The organism is Methylocystis sp. ATCC 49242 (assembly GCF_000188155.2).
In the GTDB taxonomy this organism is placed as follows: domain Bacteria; phylum Pseudomonadota; class Alphaproteobacteria; order Rhizobiales; family Beijerinckiaceae; genus Methylocystis.
In genome coordinates this window covers 2756721-2781369 of sequence record NZ_KE124774.1, presented here as the reverse complement: position 1 = coordinate 2781369, position 24649 = coordinate 2756721, and the positions used below count along the sequence as shown (strand labels likewise).

At 66.1% G+C, this 24649-nt stretch carries 18 protein-coding genes and 1 riboswitch; of the genes, 6 read left to right on the top strand and 12 right to left on the bottom strand.

The features are described from left to right. Positions 1-86 precede the first annotated feature (86 nt). The 7 genes from bcsN to MET49242_RS15495 all read right to left on the bottom strand — a co-directional run bounded on the left by bcsN (position 87) and on the right by MET49242_RS15495 (position 11576). Positions 87-1208 (bottom strand): cellulose biosynthesis protein BcsN, encoded by a 1122-nt coding sequence (gene bcsN / locus MET49242_RS15530; RefSeq protein WP_036284163.1) that lies wholly within the window; start codon positions 1206-1208, stop codon positions 87-89. Between the two features lies 1 nt (position 1209). After that, on the bottom strand, positions 1210-3411 hold the full coding sequence (locus MET49242_RS15525; RefSeq protein WP_144259659.1) for a hypothetical protein: 2202 nt from the start codon (positions 3409-3411) through the stop codon (positions 1210-1212). Next, positions 3399-4550, bottom strand: coding sequence for a glycosyl hydrolase family 8 (locus MET49242_RS15520; protein ID WP_036284147.1), 1152 nt, complete (start codon positions 4548-4550; stop codon positions 3399-3401). The genes MET49242_RS15525 and MET49242_RS15520 overlap by 13 nt, the downstream gene beginning before the upstream one ends. Continuing rightward, complete coding sequence (locus MET49242_RS15515; protein WP_036284141.1) at positions 4547-7117, bottom strand: cellulose biosynthesis cyclic di-GMP-binding regulatory protein BcsB; 2571 nt, start codon at positions 7115-7117, stop codon at positions 4547-4549. Before MET49242_RS15515 ends, MET49242_RS15520 begins: the two co-directional genes overlap by 4 nt. Beyond that, entirely contained in the window at positions 7114-9408 is a 2295-nt protein-coding gene (gene bcsA / locus MET49242_RS15510) for a UDP-forming cellulose synthase catalytic subunit (RefSeq protein ID WP_051134250.1), read from the bottom strand. The genes MET49242_RS15515 and bcsA overlap by 4 nt, the downstream gene beginning before the upstream one ends. Positions 9409-9500: 92 nt before the next feature. Beyond that, complete coding sequence (gene bcsS, locus MET49242_RS15505; RefSeq protein ID WP_051134249.1) at positions 9501-10262, bottom strand: cellulose biosynthesis protein BcsS; 762 nt, start codon at positions 10260-10262, stop codon at positions 9501-9503. A 480-nt stretch (positions 10263-10742) separates the two neighbouring features. Continuing rightward, positions 10743-11576, bottom strand: coding sequence for a carboxylesterase (locus MET49242_RS15495; protein WP_036288326.1), 834 nt, complete (start codon positions 11574-11576; stop codon positions 10743-10745). Between the two features lie 157 nt (positions 11577-11733). Between MET49242_RS15495 and MET49242_RS15490 the strand changes: the two genes are divergently transcribed. From MET49242_RS15490 to MET49242_RS15475, 4 genes are all read left to right on the top strand, one after another. Beyond that, positions 11734-12936, top strand: coding sequence for a glycosyltransferase family 4 protein (locus MET49242_RS15490; protein WP_036284139.1), 1203 nt, complete (start codon positions 11734-11736; stop codon positions 12934-12936). A gap of 183 nt (positions 12937-13119) precedes the next feature. Beyond that, the gene (locus MET49242_RS23465) at positions 13120-13641 is read left to right on the top strand and encodes a DUF2147 domain-containing protein (RefSeq protein ID WP_051134248.1); all 522 of its coding nucleotides are present in this window, start codon (positions 13120-13122) and stop codon (positions 13639-13641) included. Between the two features lie 157 nt (positions 13642-13798). Then, entirely contained in the window at positions 13799-14569 is a 771-nt protein-coding gene (locus tag MET49242_RS15480) for a carbonic anhydrase (RefSeq protein ID WP_036284138.1), read from the top strand. Between the two features lie 189 nt (positions 14570-14758). Next, positions 14759-16621, top strand: coding sequence for a cation:proton antiporter (locus MET49242_RS15475; RefSeq protein WP_036288320.1), 1863 nt, complete (start codon positions 14759-14761; stop codon positions 16619-16621). Here MET49242_RS15475 and MET49242_RS15470 read toward each other — a convergent pair. Then, positions 16618-17817 carry an anion transporter gene (locus MET49242_RS15470; protein WP_036288317.1) on the bottom strand — a complete coding sequence of 400 codons (1200 nt, stop codon included), beginning with the start codon at positions 17815-17817 and terminating at the stop codon, positions 16618-16620. The two genes, MET49242_RS15475 and MET49242_RS15470, sit on opposite strands and share 4 nt — an antisense overlap. Before the next feature lie 292 nt (positions 17818-18109). Between MET49242_RS15470 and MET49242_RS15465 the strand changes: the two genes are divergently transcribed. Together MET49242_RS15465 and MET49242_RS15460 are read left to right on the top strand one after the other, a co-directional pair. Further along, the gene (locus MET49242_RS15465) at positions 18110-18751 is read left to right on the top strand and encodes a helix-turn-helix transcriptional regulator (RefSeq protein ID WP_036284137.1); all 642 of its coding nucleotides are present in this window, start codon (positions 18110-18112) and stop codon (positions 18749-18751) included. A 90-nt stretch (positions 18752-18841) separates the two neighbouring features. Next, positions 18842-19918 carry a cytochrome-c peroxidase gene (locus MET49242_RS15460; protein ID WP_036284136.1) on the top strand — a complete coding sequence of 359 codons (1077 nt, stop codon included), beginning with the start codon at positions 18842-18844 and terminating at the stop codon, positions 19916-19918. Positions 19919-19971: 53 nt separating this feature from the next. Here the strand turns inward: MET49242_RS15460 and gcvPB are convergent, their stop codons facing one another. From gcvPB to gcvT, 4 genes are read right to left on the bottom strand one after another with little or no spacing between them, the layout of a single operon-like run. Next, the gene (gene gcvPB, locus MET49242_RS15455) at positions 19972-21498 is read right to left on the bottom strand and encodes an aminomethyl-transferring glycine dehydrogenase subunit GcvPB (protein WP_036284135.1); all 1527 of its coding nucleotides are present in this window, start codon (positions 21496-21498) and stop codon (positions 19972-19974) included. Next, complete coding sequence (gene gcvPA / locus MET49242_RS15450; RefSeq protein ID WP_036284133.1) at positions 21498-22838, bottom strand: aminomethyl-transferring glycine dehydrogenase subunit GcvPA; 1341 nt, start codon at positions 22836-22838, stop codon at positions 21498-21500. The genes gcvPB and gcvPA overlap by 1 nt, the downstream gene beginning before the upstream one ends. A gap of 20 nt (positions 22839-22858) precedes the next feature. Then, a complete protein-coding gene (gene gcvH, locus MET49242_RS15445) occupies positions 22859-23233 on the bottom strand; it encodes a glycine cleavage system protein GcvH (RefSeq protein WP_036284131.1) in 375 nt (124 codons plus the stop codon). Next, positions 23230-24381: a glycine cleavage system aminomethyltransferase GcvT gene (gene gcvT, locus MET49242_RS15440; protein WP_036284130.1), complete on the bottom strand. Its 1152-nt coding sequence runs from the start codon at positions 24379-24381 to the stop codon at positions 23230-23232. The genes gcvH and gcvT overlap by 4 nt, the downstream gene beginning before the upstream one ends. A 174-nt stretch (positions 24382-24555) precedes the next feature. Continuing rightward, a riboswitch (glycine riboswitch) is annotated at positions 24556-24646 on the bottom strand. Positions 24647-24649 lie beyond the last annotated feature (3 nt).

The following is a 24649-nucleotide window of genomic DNA, read 5'->3' as shown; positions in this document are numbered from 1 at the left end:
CTCGCGTTCGATATGCCGAACGAATTGTTCGGCAACATCGAGGCGCAGGCGGAACCTGTCAAGCCTCCTTTCGCGATGCGGCGCCCCTATCGCGCGGGCGCAAGATAGACCGGCGCTCCGCCCGGGCTCGGCGGTACCACCGCGCGGGCGGCCGAGGGGCCGCGATAGGCCTGCGCCGGAAGCCCGGGATCGAGGCGCACGGGCCCGAAGCCCGCGCCGCGCGAGCCGACTGGCGCGCTGGCCGCATATTGCGCGCCGGCGCCCGCGACCGCGCCCAGATAGCGCGGGCCGGAGGCGCTCGGCGAGGAGGGGGTGGTCAGGGGCGCGAATGTGTCGGGCGCCGTGTCCGGGGCGGCGCGGCGGGGGCGGTGGGCGACATGGCGACGCGGGCCGGCCGCATGCGCCGCCGCCCCGCGCGGGCCGCCAATGAGCGTGGCTTCCAGACTGTCGGAGGCGTCGACGACCTGCGACGCGCCTTCGCCGGTCTGCGCGTTCTGGCGCAAGGCTTCCGCGATGCGGGCGACATTGGCCGGGTCTATTTCGAGTTGCTCGTACCAGAGAGCGAGGTCGTCGGCGGTGACGCCGCGCCGGCACAGGCGCAGGCGGATCGAGGCGGGCGTCTCGCCGCTGTTGAAGAAATTCGCCCTTTCGCCCCGCGCCGCGACGGCGAGATTGTCGACCCATTGCCAGGCGAAGGCGCAACGCATCCCGCCCGCGCCGGCCCCGACGGCGAGGCCGAAGGGGCCAAGCCGGTTGTGCATCGGCCGGTTGACGATGCGCATGGGCGTTCCGTGGAAACGGGCGAGAATCTCGCGCCGCACGCCTTCGGCCGTGGGTTTGGCGATCTGCATCTGGCCGCGACGGTCCTCGCCGGGCGGCGCCGACTGGATTTCGATCGTCAGATCGTTCCAGTCGCCGGCCATTTTCGCGCGGTCGAGCGACGCGCTCTCCCGCCAGCCGTTGAGGAACTGTTTCTCGGTGAGCTTGCCGCCGAGGCCGGCGGCCTGAGGCAGCGACAGCACGGCGAAGCCGGACGTCTCCTCCCCGGCGGCGATCGGCGCCGAGAGCGTCTTGCCGGCGATGAATTGCCCGGTGACGGCGGCGTCGGCGTCGGCTGTGAACTGGCGTTCCGGCTGGCTCTGGCCGCAGGCGGCGAGGATCAGGCAGGACGCGGCGGCGAGGAGGGGGCGGCGCGGCAGGCGGATCATGTCAGCGACTCACGGGTTGCGGATATTGGCCATAGGCGGCGCCCGGAGGCGCCGGGGCCGCGGGCGGGGGAGCGTCGCGCGGGCCGGGCGCGGCGTAGGCGTTCGGCGGGGCGCGGGGCGTCGGCTGCGCGCCATAGCCGGCGGGCGGAAGGCCGCGGGCGTTCGCCGGATTGCGCGCGTCGAAGACAGCTATTCCCGCCTTCGCGGGATCGGCGTCCTGCGACGCCCATTGCGTGCCGGCGGGCGCGATCTGCTGCGAATAGGGCGGCCATGTCGCCGTCTCCACGCCGTTCCAGCCGGGAAGCAGGCTGAAGCCGTAATGCTCATAGGGCATGGCGCCCACGCCGGGCGTGCGGCGGGCGACGAGGGGCGGCGGCTGCGTCGCCGGGTCCTTGCGCAACGGGCTCTCGGATGCGACCGGCAGGCCATGCGCGGGAGCGCGATTATTCGTCGCCATCGGCAGGGCGCGAAAGCGCAGCGGATTCTCGGGCGCCACGACGGCGGGGAATCGGCCCCTGATGTTCTTCATTGCACGCTGGAGCAGAATCTCCTGCGGAATCTGCATGTCGATCGGCGTCGAGGCGTTCTTCTGCGCCAGATAGCTGGCCGCCTGCGGATCGTAATTCGCCGGCGCGCCGGGAATCGTCGCGGGGCCGGGAGCCACATAGGCCGCCGTATGGAATGGCGCGCCGTGCAGCGATTCCGCGCCTTTCTGATCGCAGGGCGTCGGCGGATGGTAATAGCCGTCGGGGAAGAGAATCTCGATGACCTTGGCGAAAAGCCCGTCATAGCGATTGGCGAGTTCGTAAAGCCCCTTCTCCTTCTTCAGCCGACGCAGGGTGAGCGCATAGCCATAGACCGTCGCGTCCTTCGGGAACCACGCGACCGCGCGCTCGAACCAGAACAGCGCCACGTCGAACTGGCAGCTGTTGTAGGCGTACCAGGCGAGCGCCTGCGCGCCTTCGCCGGAGGCCGCCTCCATCGTCACTTTCGCATAGCGCGCGAGCCGGTCGGATTCGATGTAGGGCGGAATCTCGCGCGTGAGGTCGGTCTCTAAGAGATCGAGAAACAGGATGATGTTGTTCGCCAGCGGCTCATGCCAGGCGAAGGCGACTTCCTCCGCCTCGCGCAGCATGTTCAGCGCGCGCAGCGAATGGGCGAGGCCATGCGCGATCATCGCGTCGCCGTCGTTCTGTATGGCGAGCTTGAACCACTCCAGCGCGCCCGCGAAATCACGACGCTTGTAATCGTACCATGCGACGAGGCCGAGCTGGTTGGCGTCGCGGCTCTCCTTTGCGTAGACCTCGAATTTCTGCATGTCGGGGACGGGAACTTCCTCCGCCCGCTCATCATGCAGGAAGGCCGCGATGCGCGCGCGCGTGATGTCGATGGCGATTGGCGCATATTCATTCGCGCCTTCGGCCGCGCCGGGGACAGAAGAGAGCAGCGTCTCGACGTCGGCCATGCGCAGCGAGCCCAGCGCCTTCTGGATCGTCGCGACCCGGATATGCGAATCCTTCGACGTGGTGAGGACGCGCTTGAACATGTTCACCGCGTCTTCGTTCTGCTTGGCCCGCGCATAGGCTTCGGCGATCGTCCAGAGAACGTCGACTTCTTCGGCGAGTTCGCTCACATCGACATTCTCGCCCTTTATGTAATCGACGAGGTCGAGAAATTTCTCGGCCTTCCAGAACGAGCCGATCCTGAGCCGCAATTCCTTGCGGCGCATCTTCTTGGTCAGATCGGCGGATGGCTTCCAGGTCGGCGTCTCGCGCTGCTTGGCGGCGATCGCCGCTTTCAGCTCGTCGATCCGGTCGGCGGAATACAGCGCCCACAAGGGCTCCTCGTCCACGCCGCCGTTGCCCGGCGCCTCATAGAGATCGGCGGGCGGTTCATAGGCGGGATAGAGGCGGCGCAGGCGCGTCAGCTCCGCATTGACCCGCGCCATCTGTTTCAGCGAGGCGTAATAGCGCAGCGCATGATCGTCGGGCGCGACAGGGCCGCCCACCACAGGAATGGGCGCAGGCGCCGGGCGCGCCGGTTTCGCCTCCTTCGAGGCGGCCTTCATTTCCGGCGTCGGCGGTTTCTTCTCCTGCGCGGGCGGCTCCGGCTCCGTGGGCGACGGCGCCGCATGGACATCCGCGGTCAGCCAAAGCGCCATTGCGAGGAGACTGGCGGCGAGCCGGGGCGTTATCCGAGACATGCGCCATGCCTCAGCTGCATTGCGATCAGCGCCAGAAGGCGCAAGGTCGCGGGGTAGTAATTGTCCGCGGCGTCGGCGGCAAGAAGTTGCGGCGGCGCTTTCGCGCCTTCGAAGACGCAGGCCGTCAGCGCGCCGATCGCGCCAATGCCGCTGTCGCCGAAACGGCCGACCTCGGCGCCGGTGGTGACGTCGACGATGGCGAGCGCGCCTCTGGTGCGCTTCACCAGAGTCATGAAGGGCGCATATTGCTCGCGCTCGCCAACGCCCGCCCAGGCGAGATAAAGCGGCACGCGCACCGCATTATAGGAGAATTGCGGCGCCATGTCCGCGGCCGGCTTCGCCTCCTGGTTCTTCAGCGAAATCCAGTCGGCGGGCAGCGCGTCGGGAGTCTTGCGCGTCGCGTCGAGCAGATCGAGTCCCGTTTGCGTGAGCCCCGCCCAATCCACTTCCGGCGCCACGAGATGGAGCCGCGAGAAGGCGGGGAAGACGTAATAGGACAGATTGACCACCGGCCCGTCCGGACGATCGTCGGCGTGAAAGCCCGTCACGGCGGGAAGCAGGATCGCGCCCATTTTCGTCTTGAACAGCACGAGCTTGCGCGCGAGCTCCACGGCGATGCGCCTTCCGGACGTGCGGTAGCTCATGTCGTTCCAGAAGTCGCCCGCCTCCGCCAGCGCCCATGAAACGAGAATGTCGCCGTCGGAGGCGTTGTTCATGTCGGCGACGGCGGGGCGTTTTCCCGGCTCCCATCGCCAGGCGATGAGCTGATCGTCGCGCACCATCAGATTGGCGCGCGTCCATCCCCAGACCCGCTCGAAAGTCGCGCGATCATTGGCGGCCACCGCGAGCAGCATGGCGTAGCCCTGCCCCTCGCTGTGGCTAATGAGATTGTTGCCGGTGTCGACGACGCGCCCCTGATCGGTGACGAAGCGCGCCTTGTAGGATTGCCACATGGCGGGCGTCTTCAGCGCGCCGCCGAGCGGCAGCTCCCGCGAATCGAGCGCGAGGCGCGGCGCCTTTTTCGGCGCGGGCGCGGCTTCGGCGGCGGGCGTTTCGGGAGGCGTCGCGGCGGGCGCGGACTCTCCGCGCGCGAATGTCGCGACAAGGCAAAGCGCGATGGCGCAGGGGACGCGCTTCATTGCGTCCTCCGGCCGACATTTTTGACGAAGAGCCGCGTCGCCGCCGCGAGCGTCACGGCGAGCGAGACGGCGCCCGCGACGTAATAGAGCGAATGGAGCGACAGCCAGCCGGCGGCGATGAGCCGGACATTGCCGACCGAGAGCGGCTGCGTGACGACGAAGCGCGCATTGTCGACCGGCGTTACGTTGATCTTCGCCTGGGAGAGATCGAGCAGCGACACGCGCCCCCCGATCTGTCGCGACACGCGCGGATCGACGAGACAGGCGACGGAGTCGGCGAGAAGATCGGCGTTCGGAGCGGTGACGACGGTCCACACCTCCCCGCTCTCCGCGCCCAGAATATTCTGGCCGAGCGCGAGCAGGGTCTGCGACGTCATGTCGGACTTGTCGCCGCCATGTTCGAAATTGCGCATCCACACGCCGGCGTCGGTGAATTTCGCCTTGCTCCATTCGCCAAAGCTGCGCGCCCATTGCGCGATGGTCGCGCTGAACCGCCGCTCATTGCGCACGCGCGCATCCCATTCCTGAAAGAGGTCGCGCGGCGTGTTCGGATCTTCCGCTTCGGTCGGCGCCTCGGACGCCGCCGGCGCCGTCGCGCCGGTCGCCTGAAGATCGACGCGCCTGAAGATCGCGCCGAAAGCGTCGGGCGATTTCGGCGGATGGCAGGCCATGGGAAAATTGTTTTGCAGCACGAGTCGATTGCGCCGCGCCGCCTCGCCGCTCGACAGCGCCGCGGCGTGGTCGCTCGCGCTCTCGGCGCCGATCTTGTCGCGCCAGGCGCGCGCGAGTTCGTCCACCGGCATGTCGAGCCTGCGCAGCAGATCGGGATCCAGCGCGTCATAGGGCGCGACCGCGAGCGTCGGACCGTGGTCGCCCTGCGGAGGCGTCGAGGCGATCTCGAAATCGATCGGCCGGCCGGCGGCGATGGCGAGGTGGGCGACGATCGTCGCCGCCGCGCCGACGGATTTCGAGTCGAGCCGCGGCAGATAGAGCTTCGAACGGTTCGAGGCGACGGCGTATGGAAAGCCGCCCGTGGCCGTCACCGCGAGGTCCGGCATGCGGCCCACGCGCGCGATCGCCGGCATCTCGATCTCTGTGGAGTCCAGGAAAAGGAACCGGTTCGACTCCACTTTCGCGGCGAGCGTGTCGCAACTCTCGTCCGACGGCGCCGGCACATGCGCCTCGATCTCGATGCGGTTGAGGCCCGGCCGCAAAAAGCCCAGCGGCAGCGGCAGCGGATTGTCCTTGAACACTTCGCCCGTCGATTTCAAAAGCGGCAGGCTCACCGCCGTGCGATCATTGACGTTCATGACCAGCTGCGCCTTGGAGGTCAGGCCCGGCGCATAGCCGCCGGCGACGCGCAAGGTCGCGCGGCCATAGTCGGCGCGATAGAAATCCGGCGGCATTATGATGTTGAAGGCCGCTCGATAAAGCCTGCCGTCGAATTCCACGCTCTTGACGCCGAGCTCGGCGAGCTTCACGCGCTGGCCGCCCTCCATGCGGAAGCCGGGAAAGGCCGCGGCGGCGCGCAATCCCGCGGCTGCGCCCTTCGGCTTGGTGGCGACGAGAAACGCTTTCATCGCCGTGTCGACCTGCGCCGCGTCGGCGCCGGTGACAACGATCGTCGTGCGCCGCTCGGGCGTTCCCGGAACGACGAAGGCGCGCGGGCCAGTGACGACGCCGACCATTTCGGCGCCCGCCGTCGCGGCGAGTTCGGCGGCCGTGCCGACGAGGAGATTCACGCCGTAGCGCCCTCCCGCGAGCGGACCGGAATCGACGACCGGCTGCTCGAAGCGGCCGACGATGGAGATGAGCTGCACGACGCGCAACAGACGTTCGATGTCGCTCGTCTTCGCATTCGTGGGCGTCACCGCGCGGATCGGCAGCGCGCCCTGTTCGTCGGCCGGCAGCGCGGCGAGATCGCCGATCGCGTCGACGCCGGCGTCGGCCTCGTCGAGAATGAGGCCGGTCTGAGTCGGATCGATCTGCGTCCACAATTCCTGCGTGGCTTCGAGCGAACAGTCGACGCGATGGCGCTGTTCGGTGGAGAGGCGCAGCGAATTGAAGCCCGGGCGCATCAGCCCCGGCGGAATGTCGAAGACGACGGTCTTCACCGATTGCACGGCGTTGACCGGCGTCGCGCCGACGGTCTGATCGTTGATCGTCAGCGTCAGCGTGGAGACTTCCGGCATCACCGAAACGGTGGAGAGATAGCCCAGCTGGAATTGCAGCTTCCGCCGCGCCTGCCTGTCGGTGAGATACATCGGCCATTCCGACGCGCCGGTCTCACCGGCGAGGCGATAGCCCTGAATATTGTTGGCGAGATGACGCAGAATCGTCACGCGCTGCTTTGGTCCCGGCGCCGGCCGCGCGACGTTTGCGGCGGGCCTTGCGGGCGGGGGAAGGGGCGCGGGAACCGGCGCGCCGGTCGACGGCTGTTCGACTTTCGAGATCGTCGGCGGGGCGGTGAGGAAAATCGCCTGCGCGAATGTCTCGGTCGCAACGAGCGTCGTCGCGATGACGCAAGCCATACGCCGGACGAAAATATTTGCGATGGCGGCGATCATGCGGATTCCTTGCGGGCGGCGGGAGCGAGCGCGTCCGTTTCGCCCGCTTTCTTCGTCGCCGACGCGGCCTGCGCGGTCAGGCGATGCAGCCAGGCGGTCGCCGCCATGGGAGGAGCAGGCGCGGTTTCGGGCGCCTGCTCATCCTGCGGCTTGCGCTTGAACAGATAGGCGAAGGCGCGCACGGGCTCGACGAGGCCCCACCAGATGAACTGGCCGGTGCCGGCCCAGATGCTCTTGTGCTTGCGGCGGCTCTCCAGAAAACGCGGCAGGGCGTCGGAATCGCCATACATCAGATCGGCGAGAACGTAATATTCCTCGGCCTGCATCGTATCGAACTCGCAGCCGTAGAGATCGTCGCCCGTCGGGGTGCGACGAAAGACGAGCGGCAGGCTGCGGTCGCCGACGAGCTCTCCGATGGGTTCGATCGTGAGGCGCGCGCGCGTGTCCTCCGCTTCGAGCAGCGCCGCCGGCATTTTATCCACGAGGCGCACCGCGCAACCGCCCGCCGACACATTGGCGATTTCGACGGCGACTTTTTCTCCCGCGACCTCCAGCCAGCCCTTACGATCGATGGTGAGGCGCGGATGGCGGTCGGGCTGTTTGCGCTCCGAGACGGCGCCGAGCGCGACGCCCGCCATGACGAGATTGAACGTGTTCCACAGACCGACGATGAACATCAGATTGCTGACGCCGGGCTCCACGACATAGCGGAACGCCGCGACCAGAGTGCCGGTCAGAAGCACGAGATACATGGCGAAGAACGGCCACGCCAGTTCGGAGAGATGGTCATTGTCGAGGGTGAGACCCTTCGCCGTCACGTTGAACGTCGGCTTTCGGGGGTTCATCACGACAGACACGATCGCCTTGCTGAGAAAAACGCCCTGGCAATATTCGTAGAGTTCGGAGACCCAGGGCCAGCGCACGCAGCCGAAGAGATAGTTCTGAAGCATGACGTTCACGACCATGTAGGTCGCGGTGAAGGCCACGGCCTCGTCGACGTTGGAGACGAATATCTTCACGTCGAAAAGGATGTAGGCGAGCGGCGCCAGCATGAAGACGAGGCGCGGGAAGGGGAAGAACCAGAAGGTCATGCTCGAGAGATAGCCGAGTTTCTGAATGGGCTTGAGGCCCTTCTTGAACATCGGATTCTTGAGCATCATGATCTGCAGCATGCCCTGACACCAGCGCACGCGCTGACCGATGAAGGACGAGAAGGTCTCGGGCTGCAATCCTGCGATGAGCGGCTTGTCGACGAAGGCGCTGGAATAGCCTTTCGCGTGAAGCTCGAAGGCCGTCTCGCAATCCTCCGTGATCGTGACGCCGGAGAAGCCTCCCGTCTCCATCAGCGCGGATCGGCGCAGCAGCGCCGCCGAGCCGCAGAAGAAGGAGGCGTCCCATTTGTCGAGGCCGCGTTGCGTCAGCGAGTAGAACATCTCGTTTTCCGACGGCATGCGGCTGAAGGTCTTCAGGTTCTTCTCGATCGGATCGGGATTGAGAAAGACATGTGGCGTCTGCACGAGGAAGAGTTTCGGATCGTCGATGAAATGCGCGACCGTCTCCTGCAGGAAGGCGCGGAACGGCGCATGATCGGCGTCGAAGACGAGCACGATGTCGCCCTTCACATGAGCGAGCGCGCTGTTCATGTTGCCGGCCTTGGCGTGCTCGTTCTTCGCGCGGGTGAGATAATGGCAGCCGAGCCGCCTGCAGAGCTCCTGCAAGGACGCGCGCCGCAGCTTCGCGGCTTCCGCCTTCACCGGATTCGCATCATTGCACTTCTGATCGGTGCCGCCGTCGTCGAGCAGCCAGACGTTCAGCTTGTCCCTGGGATAGTCCATGGACATCGCCGCTGCGGCCGTCGTCGCCAGAATATATTCGTCTTCATTGTAGGTCGGGATGAAGACGTCGACGACGGGAAGCTCCTCGTCGCGGCGCCGTTCGAGCGGCCTGCGCTTCACCGGATCGGCGTTGACGATGAGGCTGATGACGAGAATCGCGACGCAATAGAGCTCGGCGGAAAGCAGCACCATGCCGAATCCGAAGCCGATCGGATCGGAGGCCGGCGGCAGCGTGCAGGTCAGGCGCCAGTAGACGTAGCGGATGACGATGAAGCTCGAGAGCGACAGATAGATTTGCCGCGCCAGCGGGCCGCGGCCGAAAATCCAGACCAGGATCAGCAGGCCTATGGTGGTGACGCTCAGCGCGAGTTGCGCCTGCACGCTCACCGGTTGCGTCAGCAACGCGACCGCGAAGACTCCTGTCGCCACCCAGGCGAACGCACGCAACCCGGACATACACAGCCTCACATCTGCCAAGCTTGAATGTAGACGGATGCGCTGAAGGCCAAGTTAACGATGATTCGATTTTCCGCTTGCCCGCGCGCGGGTCAGAAGGTCACGCGCGTGTCGAGCGTTCCGTAGACGCCGCCGCCGCGCACGCGGTCATTCAGGAATCCGGCCGCCGCGCCGAATTGCAGGGCGCCGAAGCGAAGCCCCGACACATGGCCGCCAAGGCGCCATTGCTGGAAGAAATTGTCGCCGAGCGCGACGACCTCCGGCCCGACATAGACATGGTCCGAAAGCGCCATGCCGAATTTCAGCCGCCCGTAATAGGAATTGTAATTGGTCGAATAGGAGAGCACGCCCGCGATCATCGTCTGGTCGGTGGGCGTGGTGAAAAAATCCGCCGCGAGCTTCAGTCCGCCGCTGCCGCCCTTGGCCGAATTGTTGGGATCGTTGGGCGAGAGGCTCGTGTTGACGACCTCGCCGCCGGCGTAAAGCGCGACGGTCGCGCGTTTGAACACCCACTCATAGCCGAAGAGAAAGGCGCCGCCGACGATCGTGCCGTGAATCTCGCCCAGGAAGGGATTGGACGGCGCATAGACATATGTGCCCGCAAGCCCGCTGAGCCGCACGCGCATGCCGCTGCGATCCATGGCCGTGAAGGGGGCGATGGTGCCGATCAGCGCGCCCGAAAGCGCGCGTTGCGACGTGCCGTCGATCGCGACGTCGATGGCGACGCGGGGCGCCCTTGGCGCCGGCGTCCCGTCGGTGGGAACGCCGGTGTACCAGTCGGCGGCCTTCGTCTCCGGCAGTGACGTCAACGCCGCCAGCGTCACTGTGGCCAGGAACCGGAAAGAGACGCGCATCGTCGAGACAACTCATTTGTCCGCGGCGGCGCCGGCTGTCGGAGCCGGCTGTCGCCAAAACGCCGGTCATGGCGTTGCAGTCCGATCATGCGCATCACCCGTTAATGCAAAGCTGAAGCAATTCGGTCACGGATCGTTATGCTTAAGGTCCGATTAATTCGGCAGACGCAACCTGTTTGACATCGATACAACCTTATGTTGTGCTCAAGCTGTTCAACATTGATTTTGGGAGAGTTTCCTGTGAGCGTCAGCAGCCGTTTCGAAAGCCGGAATCGCAAATCATCCCGCGAGCTTATCTTTACCGCCTGGGAGACGGGCAATTTGCCGCGCGAGGCTTCCGGCGCGTTTCAAAAAGGGACGAATGATGCGGTCAGTCCGCGCGAGGCGGTTTCGCGCAGTTTCCGGCGCAACGATCTAGCTACGAAAATCGAGCGTCTTGCGGCCCGGCGCGCCAGGTAAATCTGGCGTGAGGCGCGCGTCTCAGGAAAGGAGATCGCGCGCCGGTTCGCCGGGCGGCGGCGCGCTCATCAGCTCCACGGCCGAGGCGAGCTGGGCGAGGTCCTGTTCGCGCGAGAGGCGATGATCGCCGTCGGCGATGAAGGTGAGCGTCACCGGATCGAAGCTGAGATGCTCGACGAGCGTCAGCGCATGGCGCCATGGCACGTCGGGGTCAGCCATTCCCTGCAGGATGTGCACGCGCGCATGCGCGCGAATAACGCCTCCGAGCAGGAGATGATTGCGCCCATCCTCGATCAGCTTGCGGGTGATCGGCGTCGGGTCCGGAGAATATTGCGAGGCTCGCATCCAGGCGCCCTTCTCCATGATCTCGCGCTGCGCTTCTTCGGGCAGCGCCTTCCAGATCAGCTCCTCCGTGAAGTCGACTGCGGGCGCGAGCAGGATCAATCCGGCAAGCCGGTCCGACGCGCCTTTTTCGGCGAAGCGGCGGGCGAGCAGCAGCGCGATCCAGCCGCCCATGGAGCTGCCGATCACGATCTGCGGCCCCGTCGTCGAGCGTTCGAAGACGGCGGCCGTCTGCTCCAGCCAGTCGCCGATACAGCCGTCTGCGAAGCTCCCTTCCGAGGCGCCGTGGCCGGCGTAGTCGAAGCGCAGGAACGCCCGTCCCTGCTCCCGCGCCCATGCGTCCAGGAACCCCGCCTTGGTCGAGGCCATGTCGGAAGCGAAGCCGCCGAGCCAGACGAGACCGGGCGACCGAGCCCCCGCGCCGACCGCTGACCGCAGGCGCCGCGCGATACGCCACGGGGCGCCGCCGGCGGGATTGGGGATGTCGAGAAAATCGATGTCGGGCTCGGTCACGGTCGGCTCCCGATTGGGGTTGCGCCGCAGTCCCGGCGGCAAAAATTGCGCGACGCTTGAAATTCCGCAATTCGCTCATAGTTGGTAAATAATCTCGAAAGAGAATGCGAGCGTGCTCGTGCAACCGTCCACCGCCAGCTCGCCCTTGCAGCTTCCCATGGCTCATCCGCTCGCCTCCATCGCTTCCGCCGACCAGTCGCTGGCGGGTCGAACGGTGCTGCAGATCGTTCCGAACCTTCAGTCGGGAGGAGCGGAGCGCGCCACCATCGACATGGCCGAGGCGCTGAGCCAGGCGGGAGCGCGCTGTCTCGTCGCGTCGCATGGCGGGCGGATGGTCAGCGAATTGCAGTCGAAGGGCGGCGAGTGGCTGCCTTTTCCGGCGGCGACGAAGAACCCGATCGCGATGGCGCTCAATTCGGTGCAGCTCGCCCGCATCATCCGCGACGAGGGCGTCGACATCGTCCACGCCCGTTCGCGCGCGCCGGCCTGGGTCGCCTATTACGCCACGCGCCAGACGAATGCGCGCTTCGTCACGACCTATCACAGCGCCTATTACGGCGTGTCGCCGATCAAGCTTCGCTACAATTCGATCATGGCCTCCGGCGATCTCGTCATCGCCAATTCGCAATTCGCGGCGCAGCGCATTCGCGAGCTGCATCCGCTGACGGGCGACCGCATCGTCGTCATCCCGCGCGGCGCCGACCTTCGCGCCTTTTCGCCCGCAGTGGTCGATCCGGCGCGGGTCGAGCGGCTGCGGGCCGAATGGGGCGTCGCGCCGCATGAGCGCATCGTGCTGCTGCCCGCGCGGCTTTCGGCGCGCAAGGGCCATTCGGTGATGATCGAGGCCGCCAGGCGGCTCATGAGCGAGGGCGCCCGCGATCTTCGCATCCTCTTTGTCGGCGATGCGCACAGCGAATCCTTCCGCCGCAGCGTCGAGGCGCAGATCGCGCGCGCGGGCGTTGGAGAAATCGTGCGCAGCGTCGGCTATTGCGACGACATGCCGGCGGCCTATCTCGCAGCGGCCGTCATCGCCGCGCCCTCCACCGAGCCCGAAGCCTTCGGGCGCATCGCGATCGAGGCGCAGGCGATGGGCGCGCCGGTGATCGTCTCGGACATCGGCGCCTCGCCAGAGATCGTTCTTGCGCCGCCGCAGACGTCCACGCAACTGGCGACGGGCTGGCGCGTGCCGCCGGGCGACGCTTCGGCGCTCGCGCATGCGATCTTCGAAGCGCTGGCGATGAAAGCCTCGGCCCGCGACGAATTGACGCTTCGCGCGAGAAAAAACGTGCAGACGCGCTTCTCGGTCGAAGAAATGCAGCGCGCGACGCTCGAGGTCTACAAGCGCCTGCTTCAGCCCTGAAATTGCGACGACTTTACGGCCGGGCTCACGCCGGACGCCGACGTCCGGCGTGTAGCAAAACGATTCAACCTGCTGTTGTCGAAGACGATTTATGGTTGTCAATTTATTAACGGCTCAGGGTCGAAGATTCGCCAAGATGAGGTTCAACAATATTCGACATCGCCAAACAAAGGAGCGATCGAAATGAAGCGTAACTCCGTATTCGATCTCCTCGTCCGCGTTCTCTCGCGCCTGTCGATTCCCGCCGCCGCCATCGCGCTCCTTGCGACTCCCGCCGGCGCGGTGAGCGCGAATGATCCCCGCGGCGTCTGGCTGCGTTCCGAAGGCGGCGTGCAGTTCAGCTTCTATGACTGCGACGGCCTGCTCTGCGCCAAGGTGATCGCCGCGAAGAACCCCGAGGACCAGAGCGGCGTCGGCACCGTGATCCTGCGCGGCGCGACGAAGACCGGCCCCAATGAATGGAAGGGCAAACTCTTCAACGCCGAAGACGGCAAGACCTACGACGGCTTCATCAGCCTCAAATCGGCGAATGAGTTGAGCCTGAAAGGCTGCCTCTGGGGCGTGCTGTGCAGCGGCGAGACCTGGACGCGCGTTGCGACCGCGGCGCAGGCGCCGGCGGCCAACGCCACCGTCAAGGCCCAGACGAGCGCCGCCCGGCCGGCGGCGAAGCCCGCCCGCGCCGTTGCGGCCGCTCCCACGGAATAAATCGAGAAATCCGCTCCGTTAATCCTCACGCCGGACGCCGCCCTTCGGGGCGGCGTTTCTTTTGCGCCCTATCTTCGGCCCCGTGCGACGGTTAATGATCGAGGGCAGCCTGAGCTGGCGGAAACCAGGCAGTTTGTCATTCTTTGGGGGATTGATCATGTGCCTGTCCTGTGGATTTCCCGACATCGCTCACGGCCGGAAAACGCCTCGCCGGACTTTCATGCTCGGCGCCGCCGCTGCGGCCGCGCTGACGATTGCGGGCGAGGCGAACGCGAAAGGTCGAAAATCGCGCGGGAAAGAGGCGCGGCCGACACATTCCGCCCCGCCCAAGCCTGAAAATGTGATGACGCCGGATGACGCGCTCGCGCGGCTGATGGACGGCAACAAGCGCTATCAGACGGGAGTCGCGCGGCGGCACGACTTCATCGCGGAACGCGAGGCGCTCGTCGGCGGACAGAATCCTTTTGCGGGAATCCTCAGCTGCGCCGATTCGCGCATCGCGCCGGAATATGCTTTCGACAGTTCGCGCGGCGATCTCTTCGTCTGTCGCGTCGCCGGCAATTTCGTCAATCCCGACAATGTCGCGAGTTTCGAATTTGCGGTCGAGGTCCTGAAGACGCCGCTGCTGCTCGTGCTCGGCCATGAAGCCTGCGGCGCGGTCAAATCCGCGATGTCCTCGATTTCGGACGGGACGACGCTGCCCGGTCATCTGCCGTCGCTTGTCGCGGCGCTTACGCCCGCCGTGAAAGCGGTTGCGGGCCGGCCGGGCGATCAGCTGGAGAATGCGACACGGGAAAATGTGCGTCTCGGCGTCGAGGCGCTCAAGAGCGCGACGCCGCTTCTGAGCGCGGCCGTCAACGAGAAGCGGGTCAGGATCGTCGGCGGGATTTACCGTCTTGCAAACGGAGCAGTGGAAATCTTCGCCTGATTCGAAACTTGGCCAATCTGATTGCCGAAAACGGGGGCCGGTCGTTGCTGCGCCGGCCTCGCAGTCTTTCTTGTCGGCGCTTCCGCCTCGATGCTGAAGAAACCGGCGCCGGATCGCCGTTGTTTTTCTCGCAATGAGTTGCGCACGCCGTATATTCAACCTCTGGAATCAGCGAACGAAAAGGGCGGCATGACGAATTCCGTACATCTGGAATCCTATCGCGAGGCATTGGTTTTTCTTGCGACAGCGGGCGTCGTCGTGCCGCTGTTCCATCGTCTCAGGATCAGCCCCGTTCTGGGTTTTCTGCTTGCCGGCGCCGCGCTCGGCCCCTTCGGCCTCGGGCGCTTCGCGCGCGAGAACAGCTGGGCGTCGATGTTCACCATCACCGATGTCGAGGGCGTTTCGAGCCTCGCCGAGTTCGGCCTGGTGTTTCTGCTGTTCATGATCGGGCTCGAACTGTCCTGGGAGCGCCTCGTCAGACTGCGGCGTCTGGTCTTCGGACTCGGGCTGGCGCAGGTCGCCGTGTCCACGACCGTCCTCGCCGCGATCGGCCACTTCTGGTTCAATGTCGAGCCGGCGCCCTCGATCCTGATGGGCGGCGCGCTCGCCATGTCCTCGACGGCGGTCGTCATGCCGGTGCTGGCCGAGGGGCGAAGGCTCGCCAAGACGTCCGGCCGCGTCGCCTTTTCAATTCTGCTGCTGCAGGATCTGATGGTGGCGCCGGCGCTGTTCTTTGTCTCCGTTCTCGCCAACGCCAAGCAGGGCTTCAGCGCCTTCGAGGCCGCATCCGCGTTCCTGCCGGCCTTTCTGGCGCTCGCCGGTCTCATCGTCTTCGGCCGGCTTCTGCTGCGCCCCCTGTTCCGGCTCGTGGCCTCGGCGCAGCTCACCGAACTGTTCATGGCGGCCTGCCTCCTCGTCGTCATCGGCGAGGCGCTGATCACCGCCGCGGCCGGCCTTTCGATGGGGCTTGGCGCCTTTATCGCCGGGCTGCTGCTGGCGGAAACGGAGTTTCGCCGCGAGATCGAGGTTACGATCGAGCCGTTCAAGGGCCTGTTGCTCGGCCTTTTCTTCGTCTCGGTCGGCGCAGGCCTCGACATCGGCGCCGTCGTCGCCGACCCCGGCCCTGTCGTGCTCAACGCAGTGGGGCTCACAATCGTGAAGGCCGCGCTGATCTTCGGTCTCGCCCTTCTGTTTCGCATCGAGTGGCGCGTCGCCCTCGAGGCGGCGCTGCTCCTCGCGCCGGGCGGGGAATTCGCCCTCGCCCTGCTCACCTCGGCCATGGGCGCAGGCGTTCTGCCCGGGCACTTCGGCTCCGACGCCATGGTCGTCGTGACGCTCAGCATCTTTTTCATTCCCTTCCTCGGCTGGGTCGGCGTCAAGATTGCGCAGGGCGGCGCCGTCGTGGCCGAGGATGAGCAACACGCCCATCTGGCGCCGGAGGCGCAGATTGCCGAAGGGCGTGTGCTGATCGTCGGCTTCGGGCGCATCGGCAGTCTCGTCGGCGACATGCTGACGCGGCACAACGTGCCCTTCGTCGCGGTCGACGATCTCGTCTCGCTCGTCGCCAAGGGGCGTGAAGAAGGCGTTGAAATCTACTGGGGCAACGCGACAAGGCGAGAGTTTCTCCTGCGCTGCGGCGTCGCGCAGGCGCGTGCGCTGGTCGTCACGGTCGAGAACGCCCCGGCCGCAGAAGAAATCGTGCGGGTCGCGCATGAGATTCGCAACGACCTCATCATCGTCGCCCGCGCACGCGACGCCCGGCACGCGACGGCGCTCTATCGTCTTGGCGCGAGCGACGCCATTCCCGAAACGATCGAGGCGAGTCTGCAACTCGCCGAGACCGTCCTCGTCGATATCGGCGTGCCCATGGGCTATGTGATCGCGTCCATCCATGAGAAGCGCGACGAGTTCCGCAAGATCCTGCAACCTTCGGGGGAGGAGGCGCGCGAGCGCCAGGTGCAGCGCCGCAAGGAGCTCAAACGCGAGCGGGTGCGGCGCAAAATCTCCGGCCGCGCCGCGGAGCAGGCGGAAGAGGAAGCGCCCAACGCTTAAAGGATCGCGAGCCCGATGAGGATCGTCACAAGGGTCAGCGGCGCGCCGATCCTGAAATAGGTCCAGAAGCCGATCGAAACGCCCGCTGCGCGCGCGCGCTCGACGACGATGAGATTGGCGACCGACCCGACCAGCGTGAAATTTCCGGCGAGCGTCGAGGCCATGGCGACGACGAGCCAGGCGTGCTGCGGGTCGGACAGGCTGGCGACGAAGGGTTTCAGAACCAGCACCGCCGGCACATTGCTGACGAGATTGGAAAGCGTCGCCGCAACGAGCGCCAGCGCCGGCGCCTTTTCGAGCGCGAGGCGGCCGAACTCCGCCGCGCGTTCGGGCGTCAGGGCTGCGGCCTCGAAACCGGCCACGACGATGAAAAGGCCGCAAAACATCAGCAGCAGAGGCCAGTCGATCTCGCGATAGACTTTCTGCGACTTGACGCGCCGCGTGAGCAGCAGAAGCGCGCCCGCGATGATCGCGACCTTGGCGGCAGGAACGCCGGCGAAAAAGAAAATCACCATCGCCGCCGTCGTCGCCAGCGCCTTGCCGGCGAGCGCGGGATGCCAGGCGCCGCGCGTCGCGCCGGGAGGCGCCAGCGTCTCGCGCGTCAAGAACTCGCGCGGGAAGGCCGCGGCGATGAAGACGATGGTCAGAACGACGCCAGCCGCCGCCACGGGCCAAAGCGCGCCCGCGAAGGCGGAGTAGGAAAGTCCCGACGCGCCGCCGATGATCATGTTCTGCGGATTGCCCGTGATCGTCGCCACGCTGCCGATGTTGGAGGCGAGCGGAATGGCCAGCACATAGGGAACCGGATCGCGCTCGAGGCGCCGCAGGAGATCCAGAACGAGCGGCGGCATGACGATGCAGATCGCGTCATTGACGAGAAAGGCCGAAAGCAGCCCTGTCGCGACGGCGATCGCCGAGAGGAGATAGATCGGCCGGCGCGCGGCGGTCGCGAGCCAGTCGGCGGCGAGGCGAAAGACGCCGGAGAGCCGGAGATTGGCGACGACGATCATCATGCCGAGGAGCAGCGTGATGGCGTTGAGGTCGATGGCGCGATAGGCCTGATCGAGCGTGAGCGCGCCGACCCCGACCATCAGGCTCGCGCCGAGCAGCGCGGCGCCGGCGCGGTCGAGCCGGTAGAAGGGCAGCTTGCCGATCGCGAGCACCAGATAGGTCGCGGCGAAGATGACGAGCGCCATGAGCCGCGCGCCGTCGTCTCCGGTCACGGCGCGCAGGAAGCCGGCGGCTTCGCCGGGCGCGAGGATCGTCCCTGCGGCAAGCGCGGCGCCGGCGGCGGTCAGCCCCGTTGCGAGAAGGGCGCGCAGCTCTCTTCCGCCACCAGGTCGGCGGCCTGAGGAAAAACGCTTCTCTTCCGGCAATTTAGACCTGCAACCCGGTCAGGGTGGCGCGTTTGTTTCCTATTGTGCGCATTTGTCAACCGTTATATTCCTATTCATAGGAAATCCTTCCGCTGCAACCCTGAGCTCGCTGATGACGGACATTCTCTCCCACGCCCAGATCTGGGCGGCCCTCGACGCGCTCGGCGAGCGCTACGGTCTTACGCCCTCGGGCCTTGCGCGCAAGGCGGGCCTCGATCCCACGACATTCAACCGCTCCAAGCGCGAGACGGCCAGCGGGCGCCAGCGCTGGCCCTCCACCGAATCGATCGCCAAGGTTTTGCAGGCGACGGGCGCGAGCCTCGACGAATTCATGGCGCTGGTTTCGGCCAACAGCAGCGCCTGCCGCAAGCACACGCGGCCGCTCATCGGCCTCGCCCAGGCCGGGGCGGGCGGCTTCTTCGACGACGCCGGCTTCGCCATCGGCGCCGGCTGGGACGAGATCGACGTGCTCGCCGACGCCGACGAACATTCCTATGCGCTGGAAATATCCGGCGATTCCATGTTCCCGCTCTATCGCGACGGCGATGTGGTGATCGTCTCGCCCGCCGCCCCCGTCCGCCGCGGCGACCGTGTGGTGGTGAAGACCACCGACGGCGAGATCATGGCCAAGGAGCTCAAACGACAGACGGCCCGCACGGTCGAATTGCGGTCGATCAACCCCGCCTATCCGGACCGCGTGATCCCGCGCGAGGAGGTGAGCTGGATTGCGCGAATCCTCTGGGCGAGCCAATAAGTCGCGCCAGCGTTTGGCGCCGCGCCCGGCGCGAGACGTGCTATAAATCGATTCCGTCTTCGATCGCTCTCCGAAAACCGGGTCTCGAACATGCGTCTTTCGTTGATCGCCTCTCTTGTCGCAGCTCTTTCCATGCCGGCGCTCACGGCCGGATCCGCCCTCGCGGACGCCGCCCTTCGCGACCAGGCGAAGGGGCTGTTCGAGCCGCTGCCGCGGACGCCGCCCGCGCTTCCCGGCGAGACCGCGACTCCGGAAAAGCTCGCGCTGGGCAAAATGCTGTTTTTCGAGCCGCGCCTTTCCGACACGCGCGACATGAGCTGCGCCGCCTGCCACAATCTCAGCATGGGCGGCGTCGACGGCGGGGCGCTGTCGGGCGGCCACAACGCCCAGCTCGCCGGCCGCGAGGTGCAGACGGTTCTCAACGCCGTCTTCAACAAGACCCAGTATTGGGACGGTCGCAACACGGACCTCAAGGACCAGGTCGTCAATTCGGTCATGGCCAATCCCAAGGCGATGCTGAAGACGCGCGGCGGCCCGATGGCGATCAACCCGGTCGAGCACGCCGCCGCCAAGCAGCGCACGATCGAGCAGTTGAAGACGATCCCCGGCTATGTCGACGCCTTCAGCAAGGCGTTCCCCGACCAGCCCGATCCGCTCAACTATGAAAACATCGGCCGCGCCATCGCGCTGTTCGAAGCCACGCTCATCACGCCCGACGCGCCCTTCGACCGCTGGCTGAAGGGCGACGACGGGGCGCTGACCGACGATCAGAAGGCGGGCGCCAGGCTCTTCATGGAGAAGGGCTGCGCCGGCTGCCATAACGGCGTCAACATCGGCGGCGCGTCCTTTGCGAAATTCGGCGTCGTCGCGCCGCCGCCGGCGGATTACCTGCCGGCGGACGACTGGGGCCGCTTTGCGGTGACGAAAAACATCGCCGACAAATACGCCTTCAAGGTTCCGTCGCTGCGCAATGTCGAACTGACCGCGCCCTATTTCCACACCGGCGCGACCTTCGACCTCAAGCACGCTGTGACGGTGATGGGCGAAACGCAGCTCGGCCAGAAGCTCACGGACGACGAGGCGACGAAAATCGTCGCCTTCCTGAAGTCGCTGACGGGGAAACAGCCGGAAGTCGTGCTCCCGATCCTGCCGCCGCGCACGCGATGATCTCGACGCGAGTCTGAAGATGAGAGGAGGCTCCGAAAGGCGCCTCCTCTTTTTTATGCGGCGCTCCAGCGCAGCACCGGTTTGCGCGCGGCGAGCGTTTCGTCCACGCGCCGGCGCGGGGCGAGACGCGGCGCCTGGGCAAAGCGCTGCGCGTCGCCCTCATGCGCGCTTTTCGCGAGATCGCGAAGCGTCGCGATGAAGAGGTCGAGCGAGGCTTTCGACTCCGACTCCGTCGGCTCGATCAGCATGGCGCCATGAACGACGAGCGGGAAATAGATCGTCATGGGATGATACCCCTCGTCGATCATCGCCTTGGCGAAATCGAGCGTCGTAACGCCGGTTCCCTTCAGCCAGGCGTCGTCGAAGAGAACCTCGTGCATGCAGACGCGGTCGCCGAAAGGCTGGCTCATGACGTCGCGCAGGGACGCGCGCAGGTAATTCGCCGCGAGCACCGCGTCCTTCGACGCCTGCGCGACGCCATCGGCCCCATGCGCGAGCATATAGGCGAGCGCGCGCACAAACATGCCCATCTGGCCATGGAAGGCGGTCATGCGGCCGAAGCTCTGCGTTCCTTCCGCATGCTCGACGAGGCGCAGCGTTTCTCCTTCCCTGCGAATGAAGGGAACCGGCGCGAAGGGCGCGAGGCGCTCCGACAGAACCACCGGGCCGGCGCCCGGCCCGCCGCCGCCGTGGGGCGTCGAGAAGGTCTTGTGCAGATTGATATGCATCGCGTCTATGCCGAAGTCGCCCGGCCGCAAGACGCCGGCGATGGCGTTGAAATTGGCGCCGTCGCAATAGAAATAGCCGCCCGCCTCGTGCACCACGCGCGCGATCTCGACGATGTCGCGCTCGAAGAGACCGCAGGTGTTGGGATTGGTCAGCATGATCGCGGCGACGTCGGGGCCGATCACTTCCTTCACCGCTTCGGCGCGCACCGTTCCGTCCGGCGCGGCGGGAACGACGCGCACGGAAAAGCCCAGAAAGGCGGCGCTCGCGGGATTGGTGCCATGCGCCGATTGGGGAATCAGCACGACATTGCGCGTTTCGCTTTCCCCCACCGCCGCAATCGCCGTCTTGATCGCCATCAGCCCGCACAGCTCGCCATGCGCGCCGGCCTTCGGCGACAGCGCCACGGCGTGCATGTTGGTCAGCGTCATCAACCAATGCGAGAGCATCTGCATCAGTTCGAGCGCGCCCTGCACGGTTGAAACGGGTTGCAGCGGATGCGCGTCGGCGAAGCCCTCGAACCGCGCGACCTTCTCGTTCAGACGCGGATTATGCTTCATCGTGCAGGAGCCGAGCGGATAAAGCCCCGCGTCGATCGAATAATTCTTGCGCGAGAGGCGCACGTAATGACGCATGGTCTCGGGTTCGGTGAGACCGGGAAGGCCGATCGCGCCCTTGCGTTCGAGCCCGCCGAGGCGCGTTTGCGCGGGCGGCGGTTCATCGACGTCGACGCCCGTGGCGTCGATGCGGCCGATCTCGAAGAGCAGGGGCTCTTCCTGATCGAGTCCGCGATTGCCGGTGAAGGTTGCGGGCGTCTCGTCCATGTCGTCGATATGAGCAGGCCGGTCGAGCATCAGAGCGCTCCTTTCAGCGCGGCGACGAAGGCCGCGCGATCTTCGTTCGTATTCACTTCCGTGCTGGCGACGACGAGGAGGTCGTCGAGGCCCGCGTTCGGCAGAAGCCGCGAGACGGGAACGCCCGCGAGAACGCCGCGCGCCGCCATTTTTTCAACGAGCGTCGCCGCGTCGGCTTTCACGCGCAGCGTGAATTCGTTGAAGAAGCTGTCGTTCAGCACCGCGACGTTCGGAACATTCGAGAGCATGTCCGCAAGCCGCGCGGCGTTGGCGTGATTGAGGCGCGCGAGCCGCGTCAGCCCCGCTTCGCCGAGCAGCGTGAGGTGAATGGAGAAAGCAAGCGCGCAGAGGCCGGAATTGGTGCAGATGTTCGATGTCGCCTTGTCGCGGCGTATGTGCTGCTCGCGCGTCGAAAGCGTCAGCACATAGGAGCGCCGCCCGTCGGCGTCATGCGTTTCACCCGCCAGACGGCCCGGCGTCTGCCGCAGGTAATCGTGACGCGTGGCGAAGAGACCGACATAGGGCCCGCCGAAATTCAGCGCATTGCCGATCGATTGTCCCTCGCCGGCGACAATATCCGCGCCCATGGCGCCGGGCGATGTGAGAAGGCCGAGCGACACGGCTTCGGTAAAGACGGCGATCAGCAGCGCCCCATTGCGATGACAGGCTTCGGCGATTTTTGTCAGATCGCGCAGATTGCCGAAGAAATCGGGCGTCTGAACGACGACGCAGGAAACCGTTTCATCGATCTGCGAAATGAGGTCTTCGCGCGCGCGAACGTCCGGCGGCGACGTCACGACTTCGTCGCCCGCAAGGCGCGACGTCGTGCGCACGACATCGGCGTAATGCGGATGCAGCCCGCCGGAGAGAAGCGCCTTGCGCCGCTTTGTCAGGCGATGCGCCATCAGCACCGCTTCGGCGGTCGCGGTCGAGCCGTCGTACATCGAGGCGTTGGCGATCTCCATTCCGGTGAGAAGCGCGACCTGCGTCTGGAACTCGAAGAGATATTGCAGCGTGCCCTGCGAAATCTCCGGCTGATAGGGCGTGTAGCTCGTGAGAAATTCCGAGCGCTGGATCAGATGATCGACGGCCGCCGGCACATGATGTTTGTAGGCGCCGGCGCCGACGAAGAAGGGAACGCGGCCCGCGGGCGTATTGCGTGCGGACAGTCGTGAAAAGATGCGCTCGACCTCGAGCTCCGACTTGTGTGGCGGCAGATCGAGCGGTTCTTTCAGCAGCGTCGAAGCGGGCGCGTCGGCGTAGAGTTCCTCCATATTCTCGACGCCGATCGTCGCGAGCATGGAATTCCTGTCGGCCTCGGACAGCGGATGATAGCGCATCTTCTTATCCTCTCTCCCCGCTACAATGTTTTCACGAAGTCGGCGTAGGCGGCTTCGTCCATCAGCGTGTCGATTTCCGCCGCATTCTCCACGCGCAGCTTCACGAGCCAGCCGCGCGCGAGCGGGTCTTCGTTGACGAGCGCAGGCGCTTCGCCAAGTTCGGCGTTCGCCTCGATCACCTCGCCGCCCACGGGCGCGTAAACTTCGCTCGCAGCCTTGACGCTTTCGATTACGGCGAGCTCCTTGCCCTTGGCGACTTTCTTGCCGACGGCGGGCAGATCGACGAAAACGATGTCGCCAAGCTGCGCCTGCGCATAGTCGGAAATGCCGACGACAGCGACGTCGCCGTCGAGGCGGACATATTCGTGATCCTTCGTGAAGCGCAGTCCGCTCATGTTTGGTCCTCTTGGTCTTTCGGTTTGTGGTAGCGATGCGCGACGAAGGGCAGCGGCGTGACGATCATGTCGACGCGCTTTCCGCGGACGTCCGTCGAAAGTGACGCGCCCGGGCTGGCGTGACCGCGCGCGACATAGCCCATCGCGATCGGCCGTTGCAGCGTCGGCGAGAAGCCGCCGGACGTCACGAGGCCGATTTCTTCGCCGTTAGGCGCAAGCAGGGTCGCGCCGTCGCGCACCGGCGCTTTCGACTGCGGAAGCAGGCCCACGCGCAGGCGCGACGGACCGTCTCCCAGAGCCGCGCTGATGCGCGCAAAGCCGGGAAAACCGCCTTCCGCGCGGCGGCGCTTGCCGATCGACCAGGCGAGGCCGGCTTCGACCGGATCGGTGGTCTCGTCGATGTCATGGCCGTAGAGCGGCAGCCCCGCTTCGAGACGCAAGGCGTCCCGCGCGCCGAGCCCGACGGGCGCAACGTCCTCATGCGCCAGAAGGCGCATGACGAAATCTTCCGCGCGATCGGCGCGCAGCGAGATTTCGAACCCGTCTTCGCCCGTGTAGCCGGTGCGCGAAACAAAGAACGACGCTCCATCGAAGTCGAAAGCGCGCCAGCTCATGAAAGGAAGATCCTCGGCGCCGGGGAGCAGAGCGCCGAGGATCGACGCCGCGCACGGGCCCTGCAGGGCGATCAGCGCGCGGTCGTTGAGGATGTTCAGGTCGAAATGCGGAAGGCGCGCCGCGATCAGCGCGAAATCCGCCGTCTTGCGGGAAGCGTTGACGACGAGAAACAGCCGCTCCTCGACGCCGGGAAGGCGCGTGACGAGCAGGTCGTCGAGAATGCCGCCGCTTTCGTCGAGAAGCTGCGTGTAGCGCGTGCGGCCGGGGGCGAGGCCGGCGAGATCGGCGGGCGTGAGGCTCTCCAGCGCCCGCGCGGCGCCCGCGCCGGCGAGAATCGCCTGACCCATGTGCGAAACGTCGAACAAGCCCGCCTTCTCGCGCGTCTGCAAAGTCTCCGCGACAATGCCCGAGGCGTATTGCACGGGCATGTCGTAGCCCGCGAAAGGCGCCATGCGCGCGCCGAGACTTCGGTGCAGGCGGTCGAGCGGCAGAAGCGCGAGAGGCGCGGCGTGGACGTCTGGCGTGGCGGTCATCGGACTCTCCGGCGCGGGCGTGTGACGCAAGACGCGGGCCTGCCGCTCTTGCGCGCCCCCTCTGTCCGGTGACCTGAGAGATTTCCCCGAACGCCGCTCTTTCGAGCCTGCGTTGCGGGTTACGCCCGTCGGTGGACGAAGCGCTTGCGCGCCGCGTCGCTTTCCAGAGTCCTACGTCTTCCCGCGGTCCTTTGGCCTGAGCGTTTCCGGGGCGGTTTCGCCTTCGGCGCCGGCGCGACGCGCCGGACTCTCCCGCTGGAAAGATTAC